Annotated in this window: 18 protein-coding genes; 8 read left to right on the top strand and 10 right to left on the bottom strand. The window is 73.7% G+C overall.

The window, feature by feature from the left end; translation table 11 throughout:
* Position 1 precedes the first annotated feature (1 nt).
* Positions 2 to 1,513 (bottom strand): DNA polymerase Y family protein, encoded by a 1,512-nt coding sequence (locus ACQPZP_RS28055; protein WP_433472717.1) that lies wholly within the window; start codon positions 1,511 to 1,513, stop codon positions 2 to 4.
* A complete protein-coding gene (locus tag ACQPZP_RS28050) occupies positions 1,510 to 2,298 on the bottom strand; it encodes a hypothetical protein (RefSeq protein ID WP_433472716.1) in 789 nt (262 codons plus the stop codon). The genes ACQPZP_RS28055 and ACQPZP_RS28050 overlap by 4 nt, the downstream gene beginning before the upstream one ends.
* A 146-nt stretch (positions 2,299 to 2,444) precedes the next feature.
* On the opposite strand from ACQPZP_RS28050, the gene mtnA reads away from it, so the two are divergent.
* On the top strand, positions 2,445 to 3,482 hold the full coding sequence (gene mtnA / locus ACQPZP_RS28045; protein ID WP_433472715.1) for an S-methyl-5-thioribose-1-phosphate isomerase: 1,038 nt from the start codon (positions 2,445 to 2,447) through the stop codon (positions 3,480 to 3,482).
* Here mtnA and ACQPZP_RS28040 read toward each other — a convergent pair.
* Positions 3,479 to 5,608, bottom strand: a complete 2,130-nt coding sequence (locus ACQPZP_RS28040; RefSeq protein ID WP_433472714.1) for a M28 family peptidase — start codon at positions 5,606 to 5,608, stop codon at positions 3,479 to 3,481. The genes mtnA and ACQPZP_RS28040 overlap by 4 nt on opposite strands.
* Positions 5,609 to 5,725: 117 nt before the next feature.
* On the opposite strand from ACQPZP_RS28040, the gene recD2 reads away from it, so the two are divergent.
* Positions 5,726 to 7,966, top strand: a complete 2,241-nt coding sequence (recD2, locus tag ACQPZP_RS28035) for an SF1B family DNA helicase RecD2 (protein ID WP_433472713.1) — start codon at positions 5,726 to 5,728, stop codon at positions 7,964 to 7,966.
* On the opposite strand, the gene ACQPZP_RS28030 is transcribed toward recD2, so the two are convergent.
* Together ACQPZP_RS28030 and ACQPZP_RS28025 are read right to left on the bottom strand one after the other, a co-directional pair.
* On the bottom strand, positions 7,957 to 8,742 hold the full coding sequence (locus ACQPZP_RS28030) for an MBL fold metallo-hydrolase (protein ID WP_433472712.1): 786 nt from the start codon (positions 8,740 to 8,742) through the stop codon (positions 7,957 to 7,959). The genes recD2 and ACQPZP_RS28030 overlap by 10 nt on opposite strands.
* Before the next feature lie 9 nt (positions 8,743 to 8,751).
* The gene (locus ACQPZP_RS28025) at positions 8,752 to 9,315 is read right to left on the bottom strand and encodes a TetR/AcrR family transcriptional regulator (protein ID WP_433472711.1); all 564 of its coding nucleotides are present in this window, start codon (positions 9,313 to 9,315) and stop codon (positions 8,752 to 8,754) included.
* A 71-nt stretch (positions 9,316 to 9,386) separates the two neighbouring features.
* Here ACQPZP_RS28025 and ACQPZP_RS28020 point away from each other — a divergent pair, with 71 nt between their 5' ends.
* On the top strand, positions 9,387 to 10,109 hold the full coding sequence (locus ACQPZP_RS28020) for a polysaccharide deacetylase family protein (protein ID WP_433472710.1): 723 nt from the start codon (positions 9,387 to 9,389) through the stop codon (positions 10,107 to 10,109).
* Between the two features lie 13 nt (positions 10,110 to 10,122).
* Here ACQPZP_RS28020 and ACQPZP_RS28015 read toward each other — a convergent pair whose 3' ends face one another.
* Together ACQPZP_RS28015 and ACQPZP_RS28010 are read right to left on the bottom strand one after the other, a co-directional pair.
* Positions 10,123 to 11,145 (bottom strand): LacI family DNA-binding transcriptional regulator, encoded by a 1,023-nt coding sequence (locus ACQPZP_RS28015; protein WP_433472709.1) that lies wholly within the window; start codon positions 11,143 to 11,145, stop codon positions 10,123 to 10,125.
* A gap of 53 nt (positions 11,146 to 11,198) precedes the next feature.
* The gene (locus ACQPZP_RS28010; protein WP_433472708.1) at positions 11,199 to 12,728 is read right to left on the bottom strand and encodes a peptide ABC transporter substrate-binding protein; all 1,530 of its coding nucleotides are present in this window, start codon (positions 12,726 to 12,728) and stop codon (positions 11,199 to 11,201) included.
* 138 nt (positions 12,729 to 12,866) lie between these two features.
* Between ACQPZP_RS28010 and ACQPZP_RS28005 the strand changes: the two genes are divergently transcribed.
* The gene (locus ACQPZP_RS28005; protein ID WP_433472707.1) at positions 12,867 to 14,309 is read left to right on the top strand and encodes an LVIVD repeat-containing protein; all 1,443 of its coding nucleotides are present in this window, start codon (positions 12,867 to 12,869) and stop codon (positions 14,307 to 14,309) included.
* A 56-nt stretch (positions 14,310 to 14,365) separates the two neighbouring features.
* Here ACQPZP_RS28005 and ACQPZP_RS28000 read toward each other — a convergent pair whose 3' ends face one another.
* Together ACQPZP_RS28000 and ACQPZP_RS27995 are read right to left on the bottom strand one after the other, a co-directional pair.
* The gene (locus tag ACQPZP_RS28000) at positions 14,366 to 15,691 is read right to left on the bottom strand and encodes an FUSC family protein (RefSeq protein ID WP_433472706.1); all 1,326 of its coding nucleotides are present in this window, start codon (positions 15,689 to 15,691) and stop codon (positions 14,366 to 14,368) included.
* A gap of 62 nt (positions 15,692 to 15,753) precedes the next feature.
* A complete protein-coding gene (locus tag ACQPZP_RS27995) occupies positions 15,754 to 16,287 on the bottom strand; it encodes a CGNR zinc finger domain-containing protein (RefSeq protein ID WP_433472705.1) in 534 nt (177 codons plus the stop codon).
* A gap of 119 nt (positions 16,288 to 16,406) precedes the next feature.
* Between ACQPZP_RS27995 and ACQPZP_RS27990 the strand changes: the two genes are divergently transcribed.
* Entirely contained in the window at positions 16,407 to 16,565 is a 159-nt protein-coding gene (locus tag ACQPZP_RS27990) for a hypothetical protein (RefSeq protein ID WP_433472704.1), read from the top strand.
* Here the strand turns inward: ACQPZP_RS27990 and ACQPZP_RS27985 are convergent.
* Positions 16,562 to 18,007 (bottom strand): hypothetical protein, encoded by a 1,446-nt coding sequence (locus ACQPZP_RS27985; RefSeq protein ID WP_433472703.1) that lies wholly within the window; start codon positions 18,005 to 18,007, stop codon positions 16,562 to 16,564. The genes ACQPZP_RS27990 and ACQPZP_RS27985 overlap by 4 nt on opposite strands.
* Before the next feature lie 100 nt (positions 18,008 to 18,107).
* Between ACQPZP_RS27985 and ACQPZP_RS27980 the strand changes: the two genes are divergently transcribed.
* From ACQPZP_RS27980 to ACQPZP_RS27970, 3 genes are read left to right on the top strand one after another with little or no spacing between them, the layout of a single operon-like run.
* On the top strand, positions 18,108 to 19,220 hold the full coding sequence (locus ACQPZP_RS27980) for an amidohydrolase family protein (protein ID WP_433472702.1): 1,113 nt from the start codon (positions 18,108 to 18,110) through the stop codon (positions 19,218 to 19,220).
* Between the two features lie 25 nt (positions 19,221 to 19,245).
* Positions 19,246 to 20,688: an FAD-dependent oxidoreductase gene (locus ACQPZP_RS27975; protein WP_433472701.1), complete on the top strand. Its 1,443-nt coding sequence runs from the start codon at positions 19,246 to 19,248 to the stop codon at positions 20,686 to 20,688.
* Positions 20,672 to 24,010: a DUF4132 domain-containing protein gene (locus ACQPZP_RS27970; protein WP_433472700.1), complete on the top strand. Its 3,339-nt coding sequence runs from the start codon at positions 20,672 to 20,674 to the stop codon at positions 24,008 to 24,010. The genes ACQPZP_RS27975 and ACQPZP_RS27970 overlap by 17 nt, the downstream gene beginning before the upstream one ends.
* The last annotated feature ends 13 nt before the right edge of the window (positions 24,011 to 24,023 follow it).

Here is a 24,023-nt window from a genome sequence, read left to right as displayed (position 1 = left end):
CCTAGTCATAGACGGCCTCGACGTGCCAGCGTCCGCCCTCGACGGCGAGCAGGTAGGCGGCGCCGTCGTCGGTGGTGACCTGGAACCGGGCGCGGCGGCGCGCGGCGCCGGTGTCCCACCAGCGCTCGTCGGCCGGCCACGGGCCCGTCCAGCCGGTCACGGCGGCGGGACGTCCGCGGACCGTGAGCGTGGCGGGCGGCGCGGACACCTCGCACCGCGCCGACACCACCACCGCCGCACCGGCCGCGTCGACCAGCTCGGCCGGTGCGGGGGCCGCCGGGACGACCGCCGGCGCGGGCCCGGTGACCCGCCCCGGCCACGGCCCTTCCGGCAGGCCGGCGGGGGCCAGATCGCCGACCGGGACGCGCACGACCCGCTCGCCCGGCCCGCGCCCGCCCACCAGGACCGGCCGGGTGATCCCCTGATGGCCGAGCAGCGCCTGGACGCGGTCGGCGGCCCGTGCGATCCGGTCGGTGACGGTGGTCCGGCCCCAGAGCCCCTCCTGCCGCCCCTGGTCGGGGACGATCTGGTCCGGCGCCAGCTCCACCCACGTGACACCGCCCCAGACGTCCTCGGCGTCCCCTCCCTGCCAGGCGGAGAGCTGCCAGCGGACCCGTTCGGCCACCGCCAGCGCCGACAGGCCGTCGTGCCGCCACAGCCGCCGCAGGACGTGCCCGTCGGCGAACCCGACCGCGACCTCCAGCCGGACGCATGCCAGCCCGCCCGCCGCCAGCCCCTCGTGCAGCTCGCCCGCGAGCCGCTTCGCCGCGAACACGACCCGCTCGGCCTGCTCGGCGGGCGGATCGAAGTCGCCGCGCACCGACAGGTCGGCGGCGCCCCGGACCGGTGCGAGCGGGCGCGGCTCCTCGCCCCGCGCCAGCCGGTGCGCGAGCGCCCCGTCCGTCCCGAACCGCCCGGCGACGTGCCCGGCCGGCAGCGCCGCGAAGTCCCCCAGCGTCCTGATCCCGAGCCGCCGCAGCAGGTCGGCCAGCTCCGGCCGGTCGAGCACGGCGAGCGGATACGGCGCGAGGAACGCCGCCGCGCCGCCCTCCGGCACGACCACTCCGCCCGGCTCGGCCCGCGCCGCCAGCTCCGCCGCGAACAGCCCGTCCGCGACGCCCGAGCCGCAGTCGTGGCCCGCCTCCACGACCGTGTCCTGCACCAGGACTCGCAGCGCCTCCTCGCCACCGTAGAACCGGGCGGGGCCGCGCGCCGGGATCGCGCACAGCCCCGGCCGCACCGCCTCCACGCGCGGCGTGAGCTCCGCCACCGCCTCCACCACGGTCTCGAACAGCCGCCCCTCGGCATCGGTGTCCCGTTCCCGCACCTCCAGCTCGGGGCACCGCCGCTGCGCGTCCCGGACCCGCTGCCCGCGCCGCACCCCCTCGGCCCGCGCCGCCGCCGAGCACGCCGCCACCTGCCCCTGCACCACCACCGCCCCCGCCGTGGCCGCGTCGACCCCGACGGCGGTGACCGGCCAGTCCGGGCACCACACGACCAGCACCCGCGTCACGCGACCCCCTCCTGGACCGGCACCCGCACACCCGGCGGGACGCCGGCCGGCCGCGGATGGACGGGCGCGCCCGCGGCCACGGCGCCGGGGACGAGCTCCAGCGGCGGCCGTGCCGTCTCGTCCGGCCTGACGGTGCCGTCCGGAGCGGGGAGCCAGAGGCGGGCGCGGCGGCCGGAGCCGGGGGCGTCGCGGCCTTCGGCGACGATCTCGGCGCGGCGGCCGGTCAGCCGGCCGTGGCCGCCGGCGAGGCCCTCCCAGGCCACGCCGTCCAGGCGCAGCCGGAGCCGGACCCCGGGCCAGTCGCGGGCGAACGCGCCGGTCAGCGTGAGGACGCAGCCGTGCTTGCGGGCCAGCGCCGACAGGCGGCGGACGGCCGCGGCGCCCGGACGCTCCGGCGGGCACAGCAGGATCAGGTCCACGGCCTCGGCCAGGGCGGCGACGACGTCCGGCCAGCGGTCGCCGGGCTCGTCGACGAGCAGGAGGCGCTCGGGAGCCGCCCCCATCCCGGCCGCGGCGGCCACGCCGAAACCGGGGACGCCGACGACGCCGCACCAGCCGCCGGTGCCGTCCTCGCCGCCGTGCCGGGAGACGCCCGCGACGAGGGCGAGGCCGAGGGAGGCGGCGCCGGTGCCGTCCAGCCCGACGACGGAGCCGGGACGCAGGCCGCCGCCCGGGACGACGGTGCGCAGCGCGGGCAGCACGGGTACCGCCGTGTCGCGGCTCGCCGTGGCCGGCCCGGTGCCTTCCAGTGCTGCCGCCAGATCCCGCAGGGCCGCCTCCGGCACGGTCGTCCCTCCTCTCGCCCCCTCCTGCACAATTTCGAACATGAGTTCGACATCTGTCAAGTTGTCGCAGGTCACGCAGCGGAGTCGGGTGAGGTGGAAAGCCCGATGGCGTCGGGCTTCGCGGCAATTTGGGCATGATGGGCGGTATGACGAACGACGCGCGGACCGTCGAGTGGACGGGCGACGGGCTGCGGCTGCTGGACCAGACCCTGCTGCCCGGCCGGGTGGAGTACATCGTCGTCCGGGACGTGGACGCGCTCGTCGACGCGATCCGGCGGCTGGTGGTGCGGGGAGCTCCCGCGCTGGGCGTGGCGGGCGCGTTCGGCGTCGCCGTCGCCGTCCGGCAGGCCGCCCGCGAGGGGTGGGACGACGCGGAGCGCGCCGCCGCGATCGCCCGCGTCCGGGAGGCCCGCCCGACGGCGGTGAACCTCGCCGCCGGCGTCGACCGGGTGCTGCCGTTCGCCGCGAAGGGCGCCGACGCGGTGGCGGCCGAGGCCCAGGCGCTCCTGGACGAGGACGTACGCGGCAACCGCGCCATCGGCGCCCACGGCGCCGACTGGATCCTGCGGCGATCGGGCGACCGGCCCTTGCGCGTCCTCACGCACTGCAACGCCGGCGCCCTCGCCACGGCCGGGTGGGGGACGGCGCTCGGCGTCGTCCGGGAGCTGCACGACAGGGGACGCGTCGAGATCGTCTACGCCGACGAGACGCGCCCGCTCCTTCAGGGCGCCCGGCTCACCGCGTGGGAACTCGACCAGGCGGGCATCCCGTGCGTCGTCCAGGCGGACGGGGCGGCGCCGAGCACGATCCTGCGCGGCCTCGCCGACGTGGCGGTCATCGGGGCCGACCGGATCGCCGCCAACGGCGACACCGCCAACAAGATCGGTTCGGTCGGCGTGGCGCTGGCCTGCCACGCCGCCGGGATCCCGATGGTCGTCGCCGCGCCGTGGAGCACGATCGACCTCGCGATCCCGGACGGCGGCGGCATCCCGATCGAGGAACGCCCGGCCGAGGAGATCGTGACCTGGGGCGGCACCAGGACCGCCCCCGATCGCGTGGGCGCGTTCAACCCCGCGTTCGACGTCACGCCCGCCCGCCTCGTGACCGCGCTGGTCACCGAGACGGGCGTGCTGGAGGTCTCGGCCGGCGCGACGCCCGCTCAGCGGATGGCCGAGAACGCCTAGACGGTGGGGTCGAGGGTGCGGGTCGCGGCACGGAGGCTGCCGTAGAGCCTGGCCTCATACGCCTTGGCGGTGCGGACGTCGTGGTCGACGAAGAGCGCGTCGTTCAGCGCGGGAAGCCGCTGCGTGGCATATCCGGTGTCGATCCCCGGAGCGTAGATCTGGTGCCGGTACCAGGGACGGCCGGGGAGGCCCGCCTGCGTCAGCAGATTCCGCTCGGTTTGCATGATCTTGTCGTTGAGGCTGCGGAACGCTGCCGTATCGCCCCTGCGGAGCGCCTCGTCCGCGCGCGCTTGCAGCGCCCCTGCCGCACGCTGCCACGCCTTGGCCTGCTCGATGTCGCGTGAGACGTCCACAACGACGGACCCCAGCCGCTTACGCTGCTCGTCGGTGAAGTCCGTGAGGTACTGGGCGGTCTCCGCCGCGTAGGGCCGGTAGCCGATCGCGACCACGTCGGCGTTCGCGAGCCGCAGGGTCGCGATGCCGACCAGCCGCGACATGGCCGCGTGGTACTCCCAGGACGGGTCCCCGAAGCGCGACATCCAGTAGAAGTCGTCGCACGAGCAGTGGTAGTTCCCGGACGTCCCAGGCGACGCGGAACCGAGGTCCATCGCGGGCACACCGAACCGCTGGAAGAACGCCTGGAAGTCCGAGCCGCCGCCGATGCGGTCGATCGGGGTCTTCCCGTCGTTCTGCGCCTTCCACGCCTCGTACAGCGTCCCGCCCGTGCCGGGCCACTGCACTTCCTTGGACACGTCAATGACGGACTGGTCCAGCGCGGGCGTCGCCGTGGCGCCGAACTCCGAGCCACCGGCACCGTCCATGTTCACGTAGGCGACCGCGTTGCGGAGTTCTTTCGCGCGCTGCTCGGCGTACTCGGTCGAGCCGAACAGGCCGTACTCCTCGCCGTCCCATGTGGCCAGGACGACGGTCCTCTTTGGCCGCCACCCTTGTTTGAGGAGCTTCCCAAGGGCGCGCCCTACCTGAATGACGTTCTCCGCACCGGACAGGTTGTCGCTGCTGCCATAGGCCCAGGCGTCGTGGTGTGCGCCGAGGATGACCTCCTGCTCGGGGTGCTCGCTTCCAGGGATGCGCACGGTGACGTCCCACAGCGGACGCACCTGGAAGGTGTTCTTGAGGTCCAGGTGGACCTTCGTCCCGCCCGGGCCGAACCGGTAGGTGAACGGCAGGCCGCCCTGCCATTCCTTCGGCACCTGGCCGCCCTTCAGCGCGCGCAGCAGCGGCTCGGCCGCGCCGTAGGAGATCGGCGTCGTCGGGATGAGGCCCTTCAGCATGGGGGCCTGCGACGGCGGGATCCGGTGCGCGCCCTTGACCGCCGGCCAGCCGGGCGTCTGCGGGTCTCCGGCCGCGAGCTGGATCTGCGCGATGCTGCCGCGCTGGATGCCGTCCGCGGCGCGCCACGGCCCGTCCGGATACACCGGGCCCTTGGCGAACCCGTCGTCGGCGGGGTCGGAGTAGATGAGCACGCCCTTCGCGCCCCGCTTGGCGGCCTCGCGCGGTTTGATGCCGCGGAACACCGCCCCGTACCGGACGAGGACGATCTTCCCCTTGACCGAGACGCCGTTCTTGGCGAGCAGTTCGAAATCTTCAGGCCGCCCGTAGTTGGCGTAGACGACCTCGCCCCGGACGTTCCCCGACGGCGACATGCCGTTGTGCCCCGGGATGACGTCCTCGTAGTGCTTCTGCCAGGGACGCTTCTTCTCCTTGACGGGCAGCGTCCGCTGTGCCGGCGCGGTCATCTCGACCTTCACGCGCTTCGGCATGGACAGGTAGGCGTAGTACGTCTTGACCTCGGGTTCCAGGCCGTACGACGTGAGACGCGCGACGATGCGCTGGACCCGGTGCCGGTCACCGGTCGTGGTGGCCAGACCTGGTTCACTGGCCAGTTCGGCGTCCAGGTCGCGGGCCGTCTTCGCGGACGGGATCTCCTGCAGCAGCTTCTCGTACTGCCGCTGCCACCTGGAGTTCTCCTTGGTGAAGCCCGGGATTGGATCGTTCCCGGACGGGGCGGGGGACGATGCCGCGGCCGGGGCCGCGGCCAGCGTGAGGGCGATCGACACGGCGGGGGCGCTCAGCGCCGCCAGTGCCTGGAGTCGGGAGCGGAACACCAGCGATACCTCCCGGTACGGGTGTGCGTACGGGTGCGCCCGGAACGTACGTCGCGATCAACGGAAGATCCAGAACGTGTGCCGGATCCGGCCAACCCGCCGGGTGGATCGGCCATCATGGTGACCGTGCCGACCTCCCCGACCCAGCACGCCGCGCCGCGTCCGGCGGAGCTTGAGGCGGTCTTGGAACGGATCACCTACGCCAACGAGGAGACCGGCTACACGGTCGCGCGGGTGGCGACCGCCAAGACCGGAAGCGACCTGCTCACCGTCGTGGGGGCGCTGCTCGGCGCGCAGGTGGGGGAGAGCCTGCGCCTGGTCGGCCGGTGGCGCTCGCACCCGAAGTACGGGCGGCAGTTCGACGTCGAGTCGTACACGACCGTCCTGCCGGCGACGATCCAGGGCATCCGCCGCTACCTCGGCTCCGGCATGATCAAGGGGATCGGCCCGGTGACGGCCGACCGGATGGTCGGGCATTTCGGCACCGACATCCTGCGGATCATCGAGGAGGAGCCGGAGCGCCTCGTCGAGGTCCCCGGCCTCGGCCCCAAGCGCACCAAGCGGATCGGCGACGCGTGGGAGGAGCAGAAGGCCATCAAGGAGGTGATGGTCTTCCTGCAGGGCGTCGGCGTGTCCACGTCGCTCGCCGTCCGCATCTACAAGCAGTACGGCGACAGGTCGATCGACACCGTCCGCAGGACGCCGTACCAGCTGGCGTCGGACGTGTGGGGCATCGGTTTCAAGACGGCCGACACGATCGCGCAGGCCGTCGGGATCCCGCACGACAGCCCCGAGCGGATCAAGGCCGGGCTCCAGTACACGCTGTCCGAGGCCGCCGACGACGGGCACTGCTTCCTGCCCGAGCCGAACCTCGTCACGGCCGCCGAGAAGATCCTCGGCGTCGAGCGGGAGCTGATCGTCCCGGCGCTGGACGAGCTGGCCCGCGACGAGGGCGTCGTCCGCGAGCCGATCCCGGGGGACGGGGAGGACGCGGCGACGATCCCGGCCGTGTACCTCGTCCCGTTCCACCGGGCCGAACGCTCCCTCGCCCGCGGCCTGCTGGACCTGCTGGACGCCCAGACCGACCGGCTCAAGGCGTTCGCCGACGTCGACTGGGACAGGGCGCTGCCGTGGCTCAGGCAGCGGACCGGCCAGGCTCTAGCGCCCGAGCAGGAGGAGGCCGTCAAGCTCGCGCTCACGTCCAGGGTCGCGGTGCTGACCGGCGGGCCGGGCTGCGGCAAGAGCTTCACCGTCCGCTCGGTGGTGGAGCTGGCCGCCGCCAAGAAGGCCAGGATCGTCCTGGTCGCGCCGACCGGCCGCGCGGCCAAACGCCTCGCCGAGCTCACCGGGCACGAGGCCGCGACCGTCCACCGGCTCCTCCAGCTCCAGCCCGGCGGCGACCCCAAGTTCGACCAGGACAACCCGCTCGACGCCGACCTGGTCGTCGTGGACGAGAGTTCCATGGTCGACCTGATCCTCGCCAACAAACTGGTGAAGGCGATCCCGCGCGGAGCCCACCTCCTGCTCGTCGGGGACGTCGACCAGCTCCCGTCCGTCGGCGCGGGCGAGGTGCTGGCCGACCTGCTCGGCGCCGAGGTGATCCCGCGCGTCCGGCTCACGAAGATCTTCCGGCAGGCGAAGGAGTCCGGCATCGTCGTCAACGCGCACCGCGTCAACGCCGGCGACCACCCCCACACGCGCGGCTACGCCGACTTCTTCCTGTTCCCGTGCGAGGAACAGGAAGAGGCCGCCGAGATGACCGTGGACGTCGTCGCCAACCGCATCCCGCGCAAGTTCGGCCTGGACCCCCGCCGCGACGTCCAGGTGCTCGCACCCATGCACCGGGGCTCGGCCGGGGCGGGCACGCTCAACTCGCTGCTTCAGGAGGCGCTGACCCCGCACGACGACGGCCGCCCCGAGCGCCGCTACGGCGGGCGCGTGTTCCGCGTCGGCGACAAGGTCACCCAGCTCCGCAACAACTACGACAAGGGCGAGGCGGGCGTCTTCAACGGCACCGTCGGCGTCGTCACGTCCGTCTCCCTCGAAGAGCAGTCGCTGACCGTGCTGACCGACGAGGACGAGAGCATCGACTACGCCTTCGACGAGCTGGACGAACTCGCCCACGCGTACGCGATCACGATCCACCGGTCGCAGGGCAGCGAGTACCCGGCCGTCGTCGTCCCGCTGACCACCGGCGCGTGGATGATGCTGCGCCGCAACCTCCTCTACACGGGGATCACCCGCGCGAAGAAGCTCGTCGTCCTCGTCGGGTCGCGCCGCGCGCTCGCCGCCGCCGTCCGCACCGCCGGCGCGGGCCGCCGCCACACCGCGCTGGCGCACCGCCTGTCTCAGCGGTAGCGGGCCAGCTCCCAGGGGTCGTGCGCGCTGAACACCTCGACCTCGCCGCCGAGCGCCAGCTCCCGCAGCCGCGCCACGTTGGCGAGCCGCAACTCCCGGTCGACTTCACCGCCGGCCTGGACGAGTTCCATCAGCGGGTGCGTGACCGGCTCGGGGCGGTCGACCTCCCCGTGGTACATGTACGCGTCGCCCGCGTGCAGGAGCCACCGGTCGCCGTCCCGGACGGCCACACCGGCATGGCCCGGCGTGTGCCCGCCGAGGGGGACCAGCAGCACGTCCTCGGGCACGCCCTCCAGGGCCCGCACACCGTCGAACCGGTGCCAGGTCTCGCCCTCCCCGTCCTCGTAGGCGACCCACTTCGGGCCGTGGGCTAGCTGCGCCGGGGTCTTGCCGCCGTCCGCCCGCTCCGCCTCGAACAGGTGCACCGCCGCGTCCGGGAAGTCGCTCAGCCCGCCCGCGTGGTCGCGATGCAGGTGCGTCGGGACGATGTGCCGGACGTCGCCGGCCGCGTAGCCGAGCTTCTCGACCTGCCGGACGGCGGTCGCGGCCGGGTCCAGCGTGGGCCCCGCCATCTCCACCCAGTCGTCCAGCAGCCGCTCGGACGGGCGTTCGATGTCACCGAGACCGATCCCGGCGTCCACGAGCAGCAGCCCGGCCGTATCGGTCTCCACCAGGAGCACATGGCCGGCGGCCCGTGCCGGCCGCAACGGGCCGTCCGGCCCGTCGGCCGGTTCGATCTCCCGCATGGGAGCGCAGTCGAGATGATGAACGCGCAAGGGGACTCCTTAGAGCAGGTCGCCGAGCTGGCGGGTGACCTCGTGGATGACCGACACGTCCTGCCGGACGCGGGCGAGCATGATGGCGCCCTGCAGGGACGACAGGACCAGCGCGGCCAGCGGATCGGCCCGCTCGTCCGGCACGCCCCAGCCGCGCAGGGCCATCGCGATGCCGCGCTGCCACTCGGCGTAGGTGCCGTCGCAGGCGGCCCTGATGGTCTCGCTCTCGGCGGCCGTCTCCAGCGCCACCGTCGCCACCGGGCAGCCCTTGCTGAAGCCGGACTCCAGCAGGCTCCGCGCGAAGTGGTCGCCCAGCGCCGCGAGCCCGGCCCGTCCGTCCGGCGCGGCGAGGACGGCCTCGGTGAGGTCCTCGCCCACCGAGCGGCCGGACAGCGTCACCGACTCGGACGCGAGCTGCTCCTTCCCCTCCGGGAAGTGGAAGTACAGCGAGCCCTTCGGCGCCCCGCTCTCCGCGAGGACCTGGTTCAGCCCGGTGCCGTGGTAGCCCTGCCGCTGGAACAGCTCCGCCGCCGTCCGCAGGACGCGTTCTCTCGTCTCACCCCGGGGTGCCATGCCGACGAGACTAGACCGACTGGTCTAGAGATTTCAAGGTGAACCGGGCGGGCGCTCGAATAAAAGTCCTGATGGGTCGAAATATTTCGAGACCAGGAACAGAGAATGATCGCAAACGTTCCCTGAAGCTCGCCCTCGGCGTCGCGGTCGTCGCGACCGCCACCGCCGGCCTCGCCGTACCGTCCGCCGCCGCCCCCGCGCCCGCCGACAACTGCGGTGGAGGCTATGTCGGCCTCACCTATGACGACGGCCCCGCCCAGGGATTCACCTCCAGCCTGCTGTCCGCGCTTCGGCAGAACGGAGTCCGTGCCACCCTGTTCAACATCGGGCAGAACGCGCAGAACAACGCCTCGCTCGTCTCCGCGGAGAAGAACGCCGGCATGTGGATCGGCAACCACAGCTGGACGCACCCGCATCTGACGCAGACGTCCCAATCGCAGATGCTGTCGGAGCTGCAGCGGACCCAGCAGGCGATCCAGCAGATCACCGGAACGGCGCCCAGGCTGTTCCGGCCGCCGTACGGCGAGACCAGCGCCACGCTGAAGTCGGTCGAGCGGCAGCTCGGGCTGACCGAGGTCATCTGGGACGTCGACTCGCAGGACTGGAACGGCGCGTCCACCGCGCAGATCGTGCAGCGGGCGAGCGGCCTCCAGAACGGCCAGGTCATCCTGATGCACGACGGCTACTCGACGACGATCCAGGCCATCCCGCAGATCGCCGCGAACCTGAGGAGCCGCGGCATGTGCGCCGGAATGATCTCTCCGTCCACGGGCCGGGCCGTGGCACCGGCGTGACCGCGCCCGGCCGTCACCCTTCGGCGGGCGGCGGCGCGGTGCTCTTGCGGACGACCAGGCTGGTCGACAGCTCCATGCGGGTGGCGACGGGCTCCCCGGCCCGGATGCCCAGGATGATCTGGGCGGCGGACTCCGCCATCTGCCGGAGCGGCTGGTGGACGGTGGTGAGAGCGGGGCTGGCCCAGGGGGCGACCGCGACGTCGTCGTACCCGACGACCGACAGGTCGTCCGGCACCCGCAGCCCGTGCACCCGCGCGGCCTCCAGCACCCCGAGCGCCTGCAGGTCGCTGCCGGCGAAGATCGCGGTCGGCCGGTCGGGCCGGTCGAGCAGTTCCGCCGCCCGCTCGTACCCGCCCCGGACGTGGAAGTCGCCGTAGGTGACGAAGGACGGGTCGACCTCCAGCCCCGCCATGCTCATCGCCGACCGGAACCCGTCCAGGCGCGCGACGGAGCACAGCATGTCCGCGGGCCCGGTGATGATCGCGATCCGCCGGTGGCCCTGGTCGATCAGGTGCCGGGTCGCCGCGAGCCCGCCGGACCAGTTGGCCGAGCCGACCGACGGGACGTCCGGGTCCGGGTCGCCGGCCGGGTCGATGATGACGAACGGGATCGACCGGGACAGCAGCCGCTTCTTGCAGTCCGGCGGCAGGCTGGAGAACAGCAGGATGACGCCGAGCGGCCGGCGCCGCAGCACCCCGCTCATCCACTCCGGGCCGGGGGAGTGGCGGGTGCCGCTCTCGGTCAGCACCAGGCTCGCGCCGTTGGCCTTCGCGACGCTCTCCGCGCCCCGGATCAGCTCCATCGTCCAGAGGCATTCGATCTCGTGCAGGACGATCTCGATGAGCGGCGCCTCGGTGGCGGCCCGCGAGCCCCGCCGGTAGCCGTGGTGGTCCAGGAGCCGCTCCACCCGCAGCCGGGTCTTGCGCGCCACGTCCTCGCGTCCGTTGAGGACTTTCGAAACCGTCGAAATGGAGACGCCGGCCTGATCCGCCACCTGGGCCAGGGTCACCCGGCCGGATTGCTCGTCCTGCTGCATCCCCGAAGCATAAGGATTTCGGTAGACGTTCCGAAACTTGATATCGGAATGCGTCAGTCCCGGACGGTCAGGCGGTCGATGCGGAGGCCGGTGAAGGCGTCGGCGGCGACGCCGCGGACGCGCTCGGACCAGACGAGGTGCTCGTGTGCGGACCACAGCGGCATGGCGGGCATGTCGCGGAGCATCGCGCTCTCCGCGAGACGGGCGGGGATCACGCCTTCGTCCGGTGTGGCCGCGCGTTCGGCCTCGGCGACGAGGCCGGCCGTGTAGTCGTCGTCGAAGCCGGTGCCGGCGTCCAGCAGCGGCGCGAGGGCGGCGACCGGTGCGGGGTAGGCGGCCGTCGTGTGGACGACGAACGGGCCGTCCACCTCGTGATCGTCCAGGGCCTTGCGCAGGTCCGCGACGGGATGTGGGCGCGCGTCGAGCTTCAGCTCCTTCTGGAGCTGCCCGGCGACGGCCTTCACCCAGGCGTCGTCGCCGCGGTTCGCCTCGTACCAGAGGTTCAGCGGCCCCTTCAGCCCGCCCGCGTCGGCGAGCGCCGCGGCCGCGGCCTTGGAGTCGTGGACGCACAGCCGGCACTGCCCCTCGCGGTGACCGGGACGGATGCCCGGCGCGACGAGCGAGTCGGCGGGGGAGTACTGGTGGCCGAGCGCCCCCTCGGTCACGGCGGACCGGTCGATCGCCATGGACAGCGCCTGCCGGACGGTCGGGGACGACAGCCGCTCCTCCCGGCCGGGGAACGCCAGGTAGGTCACGTCGCGCCCGAGGACGGCGCGGTGCCGGTCGCCGAAGTCGGCGTCCATCGACCCGTGCCGGTCCGGCGGCACCTGCGTGGCGACGTCCAGGTCGCCGGCCTCGGCGGCGGTGTACTGCGTCCTCGCGTCCGGCATCGCCCTGACGACCACGGAACGGCCGCCGCCCGACCGGCGCTGCAGGACGATCTCCCGCGGGCTCCGCGACTTCAGCCGGAACGGCCCGTTGCCGACGGGGGCGCGGCCGTAGGACGTCCAGTCCCGCGACGCCAGGACGTTCTGCGGCATCGGGAAGAACGCCGGGTCGCCGAGCAGTGCCGGAAACCCGTTCTGGGGGCGGTCGAGCGTCACCTCGAAGGTCCGGTCGTCCTTCACCTTCAGGCCGGGCATCTCGTCCTCGCCCTCACGGGCGCCCTTGACATGCGCGACCTCGGTGAACAACCGCGCCCCGGCCCAGCCTTCGCGCACGACGGCCGTCCAAGCGCCGGTGAACGAGCGGGACGTGACGGGCGACCCGTCCTGGAACGTCGCGCCCGGGCGCAGCCGGACCGTCCAGACCCGCCGGTCCGGGCTGGTGATCGACTCGGCGGCGGCGTTCGCGGGCGCGCCGGTCTCGGGGGCGTAGGAGACGAGGCCCGTCCACAGCGCGTTCGCGATCATCCGTCCCGGTGCGTCGCGGACGTCGCCGGGCAGCAGCGTCGCGGGGGCAGGGGCGCCCACGGAGATCCGCGGGTCGTCCGGGGCGCTCCACGCCTTGAGGGCCGCCACCGGTGCCAGCAGCACCACCACGGCTCCGGTGATCAAGGACGCGGTGCGGGTGGAGCTCTTCACCCGGGGAGGGTACGGCAGGTTGTCAGGTCTCACCAGTCCGCACGGTGCTGAGTCCATTTCGTGACCCGCCGGACTGTTGATCAAGTTCGCGGTCCCGGTCACACTGGCCGTTGCGAAGATCCTTTCCGTGGAGGCGCGATGCTCCCCCGCACATCCATCGACACCCGGCGCCTGCTGCAGGGCGGCGTCGCGGTCGCGGCGTCCGTGGCGCTGATGGCCGGCTCCGCCTGGGCGTGCCCGCCCGGGCCGCCGAACGAGCAGACCACCAAGGCGGCGGCCGCCGGCGGCGAGGGCACGGACGGCGCCCACGCCGGGCACTACCACCGGGCGGACGCCGCGAGCACGAAGAAGTCCGAGGCGGTCAAGGGCGTGCGGCGCGTCGGCGGCGTGCCCGACGCCAAGGGCGCCATCTCGCTGATGTTCATGGACTACGGCCAGGGCCCGCACAAGCGGACGATCATGTACGCGACGGGCGAGTTCGGGCTGAAGGCGTACGACATCAGCGCCGACCCCCGCGTCCCCAAGCTGGTCGGGCAGCTGAACATGCCCGGCATGTGGGAGACCGAGGACACCGACTTCGACCCCAAGCGCAAGATCATCTATCTCTCCCGGGACCCGCGCGCGTTCGGCGGCAACACCCAGACCGGCGAGTCGGGCATCTACGTCGTGGACGCCTCCAAGCCGGAGAGCCTGCGCCAGATCACCTACGTGAAGGTCCCCGCGGGGCACACCACGACCTGCGTGAACGACTGCAAGTACCTGTGGACGGGCGGCCCCGCCAAGGCCGACTGGATGCCGGCGGACTGGGGCGGACGGCCCGTCTGGGTCACCGACGTCCGCAACCCGGCGAAGCCGAAGGTGCACAAGGACCCGATCGACACGGGCCGCAACGACGGCAAGACCGACTACACGCACGACATCCAGGTCGACTCCGACGGGGTCGCCTGGGCGTCCGGACGCGGCGGCGTGCGCGGCTACTACACGACCGGCCGCCACTACGACCCGGTGGAGAAGAAGCGGCGCACGGCCACCGCGGTCGACCCCGTCCCGTACGCGGGCGGCGGCCTGGACGAGGCCACCACCAACTCCACGTTCATGCACAACAGCTACCGGGCGGTCGGCCGGACGAAGAACCAGGCCGCCGACCCGCGCAGGTGGGGCAACGGCAAGCTGCTCTACGTCACCGAGGAGACGTTCAACGACGGCTGCGCCAACGACGGCCTGCTCGTCATCGCGTCGCTGAAGGGCTCCTACGGCGGTGAGGGCTGGCGGTCCACGCCGGAGCACAAGTTCCGCCTGAACACGGTCGCCACGTGGGGAGTCGCGGGCAAGGAGGGCAGCGATCCTGCGAGCACGGACTGCTCGGCCCACTACTTCGACGTCCGCGACGGGGTGGTCGTCCAGTCGTTCTACTCGCAGGGCACGCGGTTCCTGGACGTCACCGACCCGACGAACCCCAGGCAGCTCGCCTACTACCGGCCGGCGGACGCCGCCTCGTGGCAGCCTTACTGGCACGGCAAGTACGTCTACGTCGCCGACAACACGCGCGGCATCGACGTCCTGGAGCCGACCTTCCGCTGACCCCCACCCACGCAGAGGCCCGTCCCCCATCCCCCCGGGGGGCGGGCCTCTGCCCTTCAGGGCCGGTCGCGGGGCTCGCCGGGCTCGCGGGGGTTCCGCTCGGCGGCGGAGGCCGCCGCCGCGGCGGCCCGGCGCAGCTGGTGCCCGGCCTGCTGGACGACCCGGACCGGCCGCGCGGGCAGGTGCCGGGACGCGCCGCCGTGCCGCCGCCAGTGCTCGCGGGCGCGGGCCCGGTGTTCGACGCGCAGGTTCTCGATGAGCCGGTCGATGTCCATGGACACCTCGCCGTACAGCGGCCACAGGTCCCCTGCGGCGGCGCGCGCGTGCAGCCTGCGGGAGAGCCGGGCTCGGCGCTCGCGGGCCACGTCCACCCGCACCTCCAGCTCGTGCTCGGCGAGGAACGGCCGGGCGTCGCGGGTCAGGTCGGAGCGGGCGAGCCGGCCGTAGGAGGAGATGCTCGCGGCGATCCCCGCGAGCGCCTCGCCGAGCTCGCGGCGCAGCTCCGGGTCGGTCAGCAGCCGGCCCCGGTCGCCGAGCCGCTCGTCGTCGGCGAGGGACCGGGTCAGGCCCCGCAGCGACAGCGTGAAGTGCTCCATCGTCTCCATGGCGTTGCGCAGCGCCACGCCCGCGTCGATCAGGCGCCGCGCCCGTGTGCGCGGGTTGAGCCGGACGCTCTCCTCGGCGGCGCCGAGGTCGCGGTCGGTGCGGCCGATCTCGCGCGCGAGCCGTTCGGCCCCGTCCTGCCAGCGGGCCGCCTCGCCGCTTGTGCGCTCGCCGCGCAGCCCGTCCGCGATGTCCTCGATCAGCTCCCGCAGCTTCTCCGCGACGTCCTGGACGGCCTCCTCCGCCGGCCGGACCCGCACCGAGGGCGCCAGCAGGGTGGCCGCCAGCCCGGTGGCGGCGCCGATCAGCGTCTCCAGGACGCGGTCGGCGGCGCCCGCCTCGCTCGCCGACCCCAGCGCGAAGATCAGCATCGCGGAGATCGGCGCCTCCAGCACGTGTTCGCCCAGTCGCAGCGCGTGCCCGATGGCGAGCGCGGCGAGGATCGTCAGGCCGAGCGTCCACCAGGAGAAGCCGATCGTGCTCGCGGCCAGCACCGCGACCACGACCCCCGAGGTGACGGCGATGACCCGCAGGATGCTCGCCTTGATCGTCTCGTACACGGAGAACTGGACGACGAGCAGCGCGGTCAGCGGCGCCAGCAGCGGCCGCGGCCCGCCGGTCGGCAGCACGGCGAGCGCCAGCACGAACGACAGCACCGCCGTGATCGTCAGACGCGCGATCCGGTAGACCGTGGACTGCACCTCGGTCGCCACGCCCAGCGGCGAGCGGCCGGCGCGATCATCCCGGCCGGAACGGCGGCGGAAGGACACGAGCGGCATGCCCCTGTCGTTCCCGCACATCGGCAAAGGTCACGTGCGGGAAGGGCCGCGTGCGGCGAGGGTCACGTGCGGCGGCGGGCGCGGAAGGCGGCGACGTTCGTCCGGTTCGCGCAGGCCTCCGAGCAGAAGCGGCGCCGTCCCGCCCGGGACGTGTCGGCGTACACGCGGTCGCAGCCCTCCGCCGCGCAGACGCCCGTCCGGCCGAGACCGTGCTCGACGACGAGCTCGGCGAGGTTCATGAGCGTGGTCGCGCGGAAGCGGTCCGGGAGGCGGGACGAGGGCGGCGCGTAGTGCATGTGCAGGCCGTGCGGCTCGTGGTCGGACAGGTGCGGGTGCATGGGGATCTCCAGCATCAGCCGGTTCAGCAGCTCCGTGGCGTCCTCCAGGCGGGTGGCCTCGAAGAAGGTCCGCAGTGTGCGCGCCCAATGCCGGAAGGCGGGGGCGTCCGCGTCCTCGAACTCGTGCCAGAAGAACTCGTGGTCCCGCAGGACGCGGCGCAGCGCGTCGGGCGAGTCGTCCCCGTCGGCGCTCGTCACGGCGTTGACCAGCGCGGCGGCGGCCGCCACCCCGTGACTCTTGTATCCAGTGATGCGCATTACCCGGGCCTCCGGTCCCGCTGCCGTACGGTAAATGATATCTTAGCTACAACCCTTACAGACGACGTCCCTGGGGATGCGCCGTGGAATGCCCACGCTGTGGCTGGCCTGAGTCCGATGTGTACGAGGTGCTCTCGCGGCACCTGACCTCCGATGGCGTGGTGACCTACACCCGCTGCGCCTGCGGCCGGCTCCAGATGCGCGTGCAGCGCTTCGAGCCGAGCGCGGCCGTCGCGGCCGCCGGACGCGACGGCGCGGCCGGGCCCGGCCTCCCCTAGTGCCGCCATCGCGTCGCGGCGGCCACCTGCTGCGGCGTCGCCCCGTCCAGCAGCGCGATCTCCCCGCGCCGCACCGCCGACACCGTGTCGGTGACGGCCTCGCCGAGCGCCTCCCGCAGGACGCCGTCCGCCTCGAACGCCGCGACCGCCTCCGCCAGCGACGACGGCAGCGGGGCGATGCCCCGGGCGGCGCGCTCCTCCTCCGAAAGCCCCGCGGGGTCCACCTCGACCGGCTCCGGGAGCCTCCGGTCGGCGCCTAGCCCGTCCCGTCCGGCCGCGAGCAGCGCGGCCAGCAGCAGGTGCGGATTGGCGGCCGCGTCCAGGCACTTGACCTCCAGGTTCGCGGCGGTGGCTCGCTCGCCCTCCGCCCCCGTCACGAACCGCAGCGCGGCCTCCCGGTTCTCCAGCCCCCAGCACGCGAACGCGCCCGCCCAGTGCGACGGGATCAGCCGCAGGTAGCTCGCCACCGACGGCGCGCCGACCGCGAGCAGCGCCGGCAGCCGGTGCAGGATCCCGGCGGCGAACGACTCCCCGGCCCCGGTCATCCCGTACGGGCCGGGGCCGCCCGCCATCGCGTTCACCGCGCCGTTCTCGGCGTTCTCCCGCCACAGGCTGAGGTGGACATGGGCGCCGTTGCCGACCGAGTCCGCCTCGACCTTCGGCGAGAACGACGCGGCCATGCCGTGCGCCGTCGTCACCGCGCGGATCGTCTCCCGGACCAGGACGGCGGTGTCGGCCGCGCCGGCCGGGTCCTCGGCCGCCACCGACACCTCGTACTGCCCGGCCGCGTACTCGGGGTGCAGCTGGACGACCGTCACGCCCGTCGCCTTCAGCGCTTTGAGGAGGTCCCGCAGGTACCCGGCGAGTTCGGTGACCCGTGTCATCCCGTAGGCCGGGCCCTTGCAGGCGGGGGAGAACTCGTCGCCGTCGCCGTCCGACACCGCCCACTCGATCTCGAACGCGGCCTTCACCGTCCAGCCGCGCTCGGCGAGCCGTCCCATCTCGCGGCGCAGCAGGGCCCGCGCGTCCAGCGGGTGGACGGTGCCGTCCTGCGCGTACCGGAGCGCGGGCGCGTGCGCCCAGCCCGGCAGCGCCGCCATCGGGACGAGCCGGTCCAGGTCGGGATGCAGCCGCAGGTCACCGGCCGGGCCGCCGATGTGGCGCCCGGACACGATCGAGTCGTCCAGCAGGAACACGTCGAACACGGGGGACATCCCGACGCCCCACGCCGCGGCGTGCTCCAGCCGGTCCACCGGGACGGTCTTGGTGCGCGTGATCCCGCTGACGTCCACCCACGTCAGGGCGACGGCGACGATGCCCTCCCCGGCCAGCCTCCGCGCCGCCTCGGCCGCCCGGGCGCCGAGCCGGGCGCGCTCGCGCCCGTCGAGCGCACGCGCGCCGAAGTCCTGTCCGTCGAGGGCGGTCTGAGAGGTCGGTTCCACAGTGCTTACTCCCGATCGGGGCGGCGGAGAACACGGGCACGGCCCGTATGGGCATCGTAGGGAGAACACCGGCCTGTTTCAGGGAAGGAGGCGGGGTGCCGTGCTCGAATACCTGGAGTCGTTGCCGCTGCTCGACCACCACTGCCATGGCGTCTTCGGTGAGGATCTGGACCGGACGTCGTTCGAGGAGGCGCTCACCGAGGCGGAGACCCCGGCGCCCGGCGTGAGCCTGTTCGACTCCCAGATCGGGTTCGCGCTGCGGCGCTGGTGCCCGCCCGTCCTGGACCTCGACGCGCACGCCGAATCCGGCGAGTACCTCGCGCGCCGGGCCGAACTGGGCGCGGCCGAGGTCAACCGGCGGTTCCTGGACGCCGCCGGGCTGGACGCGCTCTGCGTGGACACCGGCTACACACCGGCCACGCTGCTCGACCCGCCCGATCTGGGGAGGCTCGCGGGCGCCGCGGCGCACGAGATCGTCCGGCTGGAGTCGGTCGCGGAGCAGGTGGCGGCGGACGGCGTCGAGGCGGCGCGGTTCGCCGGCGAGGTCCGCGCCCGGATCGGCGCGCGGGACGCGGTCGGGGCCAAGTCGATCGCCGCCTACCGGGCCGGGCTGGAGCTTTCGGGCGTGCGGCCGTCGGAGGCGGAGGTCGCCGGCGCGGCCGGGCAGCTCATGCTCGCGGCCGAGAGCAGCGGGGCGCCGCCGCGCGTCGGCGACGAGATCCTGCACCGGTTCCTCGTCTGGTGCGCGGTGGACGCCGGGCTGCCCGTCCAGTTCCACGTCGGGTACGGGGACGTGGACGCCGACCTGCGCCGCGGCGACCCGCTGCTGCTCATCGAGCTGCTGCGCGCCATGGCTCCCGCCCCGGCGATGCTGCTGCACAACTACCCCTTCCACCGGCACGCCGGCTACCTGGCCCAGGTGCTCCCGAACGTGTACGTCGACGCCGGCCTCGCGACGCACAACCTCGGGCACCGGTCGCCCGCGCTCATCGCCGAGCTGCTGGAACTCGCGCCGTTCGGGAAGGTGCTGTACTCGTCCGACGCGTTCGGGCTGGCCGAGCTGTACCACCTGGGCGCGCTGCTGTTCCGGCGCGGCCTGGCCGGGTTCCTGGCCGGGGGAGTGGAGGACGGCGCCTGGACGTCCCGGGACGCCGAACGCGTCGCGGGGCTGATCGCGTCCGGCAACGCCCGCCGGGTCTACGGTCTGGAGTGAGACGACGAACGTGGGGAGAACCGGCATGGCCGCACGCGAACGGCTGCTCGTCATCGGGGCCGACGCCGCGGGGATGAGCGCCGCGTCCCAGGCCCGCAGGCGGCGCGGCCCGGACGAGCTGGAGATCATCGCGGTCGAGCGCGGGCGCCACGCGTCCTACTCGGCGTGCGGCATCCCGTACTTCGTCGGCGGCGTGGTCGGCGACGCCGGCGCGCTCATCGCCCGCACGCCCGCCGAGTTCCGCGACCGCGGCATCGACCTGCGGCTGCGCACCGAGGCCGTGGAGATCGATCCCGGCGGCGGCCGGGTGCGCGTCCGTTCCGCCGAGGATGGCGGCGAGCGGTGGGAACCCTACGACCAGTTGGTGATCGCGACCGGCGCCATTCCCACCCGCCCACGGCTGCCCGGCGCGGACGCCGCGGGTGTGCACGGCGTGCAGATACTCGACGACGGGATCGCGATCCGCCGCGCCGTCGAAGAGGAGGAGCCGCGCCGCGCCGTCGTCGTGGGCGGCGGCTACATCGGCTTGGAGATGGCGGAGGCGATGGTGATGCGCGGCCTGGAGGTGTCCCTCGTGGACGCCGCCGAGCAGCCGATGCGGACCCTCGACCCGGACATGGGCGCCATCGTCGCCGACGCGATGCGCGGCATCGGGGTGAAGCTGTACCTCGGGGAGCCGGTCGAGGGCTTCGACACCTCCGAGGACGGGCATGTGACCGCCGTCCGCACCGCGAGCCGGACCCTGCCCGCGGACCTGGTCGTGCTCGGCCTCGGTGTGAGACCGGCCTCCGGTCTCGCCCGCGACGCCGGGATCGAGACCGGCCCGACCGGCGGCATCGTCACCGACCGCAGGATGCGCACCCGCACCGAGGGGGTGTGGGCGGCCGGCGACTGCGTCGAGACCCGCCACCTCGTCTCCGGCGCCCCGGTCGCGATCGCGCTCGGCACGCACGCCAACAAGCAGGGGCGCGTCGCCGGCGTCAACCTCGGCGGCGGCTACGCCACCTTCCCCGGCGTCGTGGGCACCGCCGTCTCCAAGATCTGCCGGGTGGAGGTCGCGCGGACCGGGCTGAACGAGCGCGAGGCGGCCGCCGCCGGCTTCGCGACGCTGAGCGTGGCCGTCGAGTCCACCACGCGCGCCGGCTACCACCCCGGCGCCACCGTGATGACGACCAAGCTGATCGCCGAGCGCCGGTCGGGGCGGCTGCTCGGCGCCCAGATCGTCGGGGAGGAGAACGCCGCCAAACGCGTCGACGGCCTGGCGATCGCGCTGTGGAACGGCATGACGGTAGAGGAGATGACGGGCCTCGACCTCGGCTACGCGCCGCCGTTCGCGCCCGTCTGGGACCCGGTCCTGATCGCCGCCCGCAAGGTCGCCGACGCCGTCGAGCGGGACATGCGTTCCGGGTCCTGGCCCGTCCTGTCGGTGATCTCCCCTACGGTGTGGCTCCATGGCGACTCGGGCTGATGAGGACATCTGGGAGATGCCGGACGCGTGGCGGCGGCTCGTCCATCCGCGCCGCGACCGTCCGGGGCCGTGGCCGGAAGTGCGGATCGACGAGTCCGCGGTGGGCAAGGCGCGGGCGCTGGTGGACGGCGCACGGGCGGAGGTCGAGGAGGTCCTCGCGCTGCCCGGCTCGGCGCCCGAACTGGTCGAGCGCGGCCGGGCGCATCTGGACGGTGCGGCCGATCCGCTGGGCGCGGCGGTGGTCGCGTCCATCGCGGTGGCCAAGCGCGGCCTTTTCGAACTCGGCGGAAAGGACCCGTTCCGGGACGCCTGGGCCGCCGAGCACGGCCTGCCGTTCGCCGCGTGCGCCTTCGCCGAACTGTGCGAGATCACGACCGACTACCGCCAGGTGGGGAGCAGGGCGACCTGGACGGGCGTGCGGCTCGCCCGGCCGTCGGACTACCGCGGCGGCCCTTGGGCGGAGGAGCGGCCGGCCCGGCACCTGCGCGCCCTGCTCGCCGCCGCCGATGACGGCGTGTACGCCGAGGCGGTCGAAGGCCTCGCGAGCCGGCGCCGGACGCCGGTGCAGCGCATGGTCGTCTCCTACCTGGCGCCGACCAGGCGGGACTGGGTCGACGAGGTCCGCGCGGATCCGGCGGTCCACGGCCTGCCGCCGCACGTGGGGTACCGGTGGATGCTGTTCTGCTCGCTCGGCGCGCCGGAGCAGGTCGATCCGGTCACCCTGCCGCTCGGCTACTACGACCGGAGCCCGAGCGTCGTGGCGACCCTCGCGGACGGTGCCGGGCCGTCCGCCGCGGTACCGCTGGTGACCGAAGCCCTGGACGGCGAGTACATCGACACCGACACCTTCCGGGACCTGCTCGGCGTCCTCGCGGTGCTGCCCGGGGACGAGGCGTTCCAGGCGCTCGTGGACCGGCTCGGCGCCAAGTACGTCCCGCCCGCGGTGATCGCGGCCGCCCGGACGTTTCCGCGGCGGGCGGTGCGGCTCCTCGCCGGGGCGGCGAGACCGGAGGCGGAGGACCTGCTGCGGGCCCACATGCTCACCCACCCCGACCTGGTGGAGGAGATGCTGCCGGAGCTTCCGGACGAGTCGCGCGCGGTCATCGAGTCGATCCGCGAAACGACGGTCCGGGTGCCGGAGGCGCCGGCCGCCGCCCTGCCGCCCCTGCTCGCGGACCCGCCGTGGACCCGGCCCCGGCCGAAGGCCAAGCCCGTCGTCATCAAGGATCTGCCCTCGTCGGGCACGCGTTCGATCGGCTGGGAGCCGGGCGAGCGCGATGACTGGAGGGTCGACCTGCACCACCTGTGGCGCTGGGTCGAGCGGCTGGACTGGCAGATCCAGGTCGAGAAGTTCGCGAAGGGCGACCTGCCGGGCCACATGCACCCGCTGTTCTTCGTGGAGGGCCCTGACGAACTCGTCCGTCCGCTGCTCGCGGGCTGGGAGCCGCCCACACCGTGGGACGTGGCCGAGTGGATGCGGGTCGTCGTCTCCCGGTTCGAACTCGACGCCCTGGACGCCGCCGTGTTCGCGGCGCGCCGTGACCCGGCCAACGCGGCCGAGATCCTGCTGCCCTTCGTGAGCGACGAGGTCGCGCGGCTGATGGCGGACTGGCTCGTCCGGCTCAAGCAGGCCGGGAGGACGGCGCGGACCTGGTTCCGGCGCCACGGCCTCGCCGCCGTCCCCGCGCTGCTGCCTCCCGGACTGGGCAAGGCGGGTGCCGAACGCCGTGCCGCCGAGGCCGCGCTGCGCCTCATCGCCGCACAGCATGGAGCCCCGCCGATCGTCGAGGCGGCCCGCGCCCACGGCGACAAGGCCGCGGACGCGATCGAGCGCCTCCTGACGGCCGATCCGCTGGACGTCCTCCCCACGAAGATGCCGGCCGTAGACGACTGGGCCGATGTACGGCTGCTCCCGCAGATCCTGCTGCGCGACCGCGAGCACGCGCTGCCGGACGCCTCCGCCCAGCACGTGCTGACGATGCTGGCGATGTCCAAGCCCGGTGAGGTCTACGGCGGGGTGGACGTCGTCCGCGACCTGTGCGACCCCGGGTCGCTCGCCGAGTTCGGCTGGGCCCTGTTCCGGCGGTGGGAGGCGTTCGGTGCGCCGTCCAAGGAGGGGTGGGCGCTGGCGCAGCTCGGCCTGACCGGCGACGACGAGACCGTCCGCCGGCTGACCCCGGTGATCCGGGCGTGGCCGGGGGAGGGCGGGCACGCCAAGGCGGTGACCGGCCTGGACGTCCTCGCCGCCATCGGCACCGACGTGGCCCTGATGCACCTGCACGGCATCTCGCAGCGGGTCAGGTTCAAGGGGGTCAAGAGCCGGGCGCAGGAGAAGATCGAGGAGGTCGCCGCCGAGCTGGAGTTGACCGCCGAGCAGCTGGCCGACCGGCTCGTCCCCGACTTCGGGCTGGACGCCGACGGGACCCTCACGCTCGACTACGGTCCGCGCCGGTTCGCCGTCCGCTTCGACGAGCAGCTCAAGCCGTATGTGACGGACGAGGACGGCAAGCCCCGCAAGTCGCTGCCCAAGCCCGGCGCGAAGGACGACCCCGAGTCGGCGCCCGCCGCGTACAAGGCGTTCTCGACGCTGAAGAAGGACGTGCGGACCGTCGCCGCCGACCAGCTCCGCCGCCTCGAAAGGTGCATGGTCACGCGGCGCCGCTGGCCGGTGCGGGAGTTCGAGGAGCTGCTGGCCGGTCACCCGCTCGTCCGCCACATCGTCCGGCGCCTGGTCTGGCTGGCCTGTGACGGTGAGGAGGACGGCGGCAAGGTCACCGCGTTCCGCGTCGCCGAGGACGGCACGTTCGCCGACGCGGACGACGACGTTCTCACCATCGCGGAATCGGCGGTCGTCGGTGTCGCGCATCCCGTCGACCTGGACGGCTCCGTGGCCGCCTGGTCGGAGGTGTTCGCCGACTACGAGATCCTCCAGCCGTTCCCGCAGCTGGGACGTCCGGTTCACAGGCTGTCCGGCGACGAGCGCGCGGGCGGTCGGCTGGCCCGGTTCGAGGGCCTGACGGTCCCGGTCGGCAAGGTGCTCGGGCTGACCTCGCGCGGCTGGGACCGGGGCGCCCCGCAGGACGCGGGCATCGAGTGCTGGATCTCCCGGCGCCTCCCCGGCGGCCGGTACATCGTCATCGACCTCGACCCGGGCATCGCCGTCGGCGTGGTGGACGCGCTGCCCGACCAGACGCTGCGGGCGGTCGCGCTTACCGGCCGTCCCGACCAGATCTGGATGGGCGGCGGCCCCACGGCGTCCTTCGCCGACCTCGACCTGGTCACCGTGTCCGAGGTCCTCGCCGACCTCGCGACACTGAGCTGAGAAAGAGAACGAT

The organism is Spirillospora sp. CA-142024, assembly GCF_050942325.1.
Classification (GTDB): Bacteria; Actinomycetota; Actinomycetes; order Streptosporangiales; family Streptosporangiaceae; genus Spirillospora.
The sequence above is the reverse complement of the archived record's forward strand: the minus strand, read 5'-3'. Positions and strand labels throughout refer to the sequence as shown.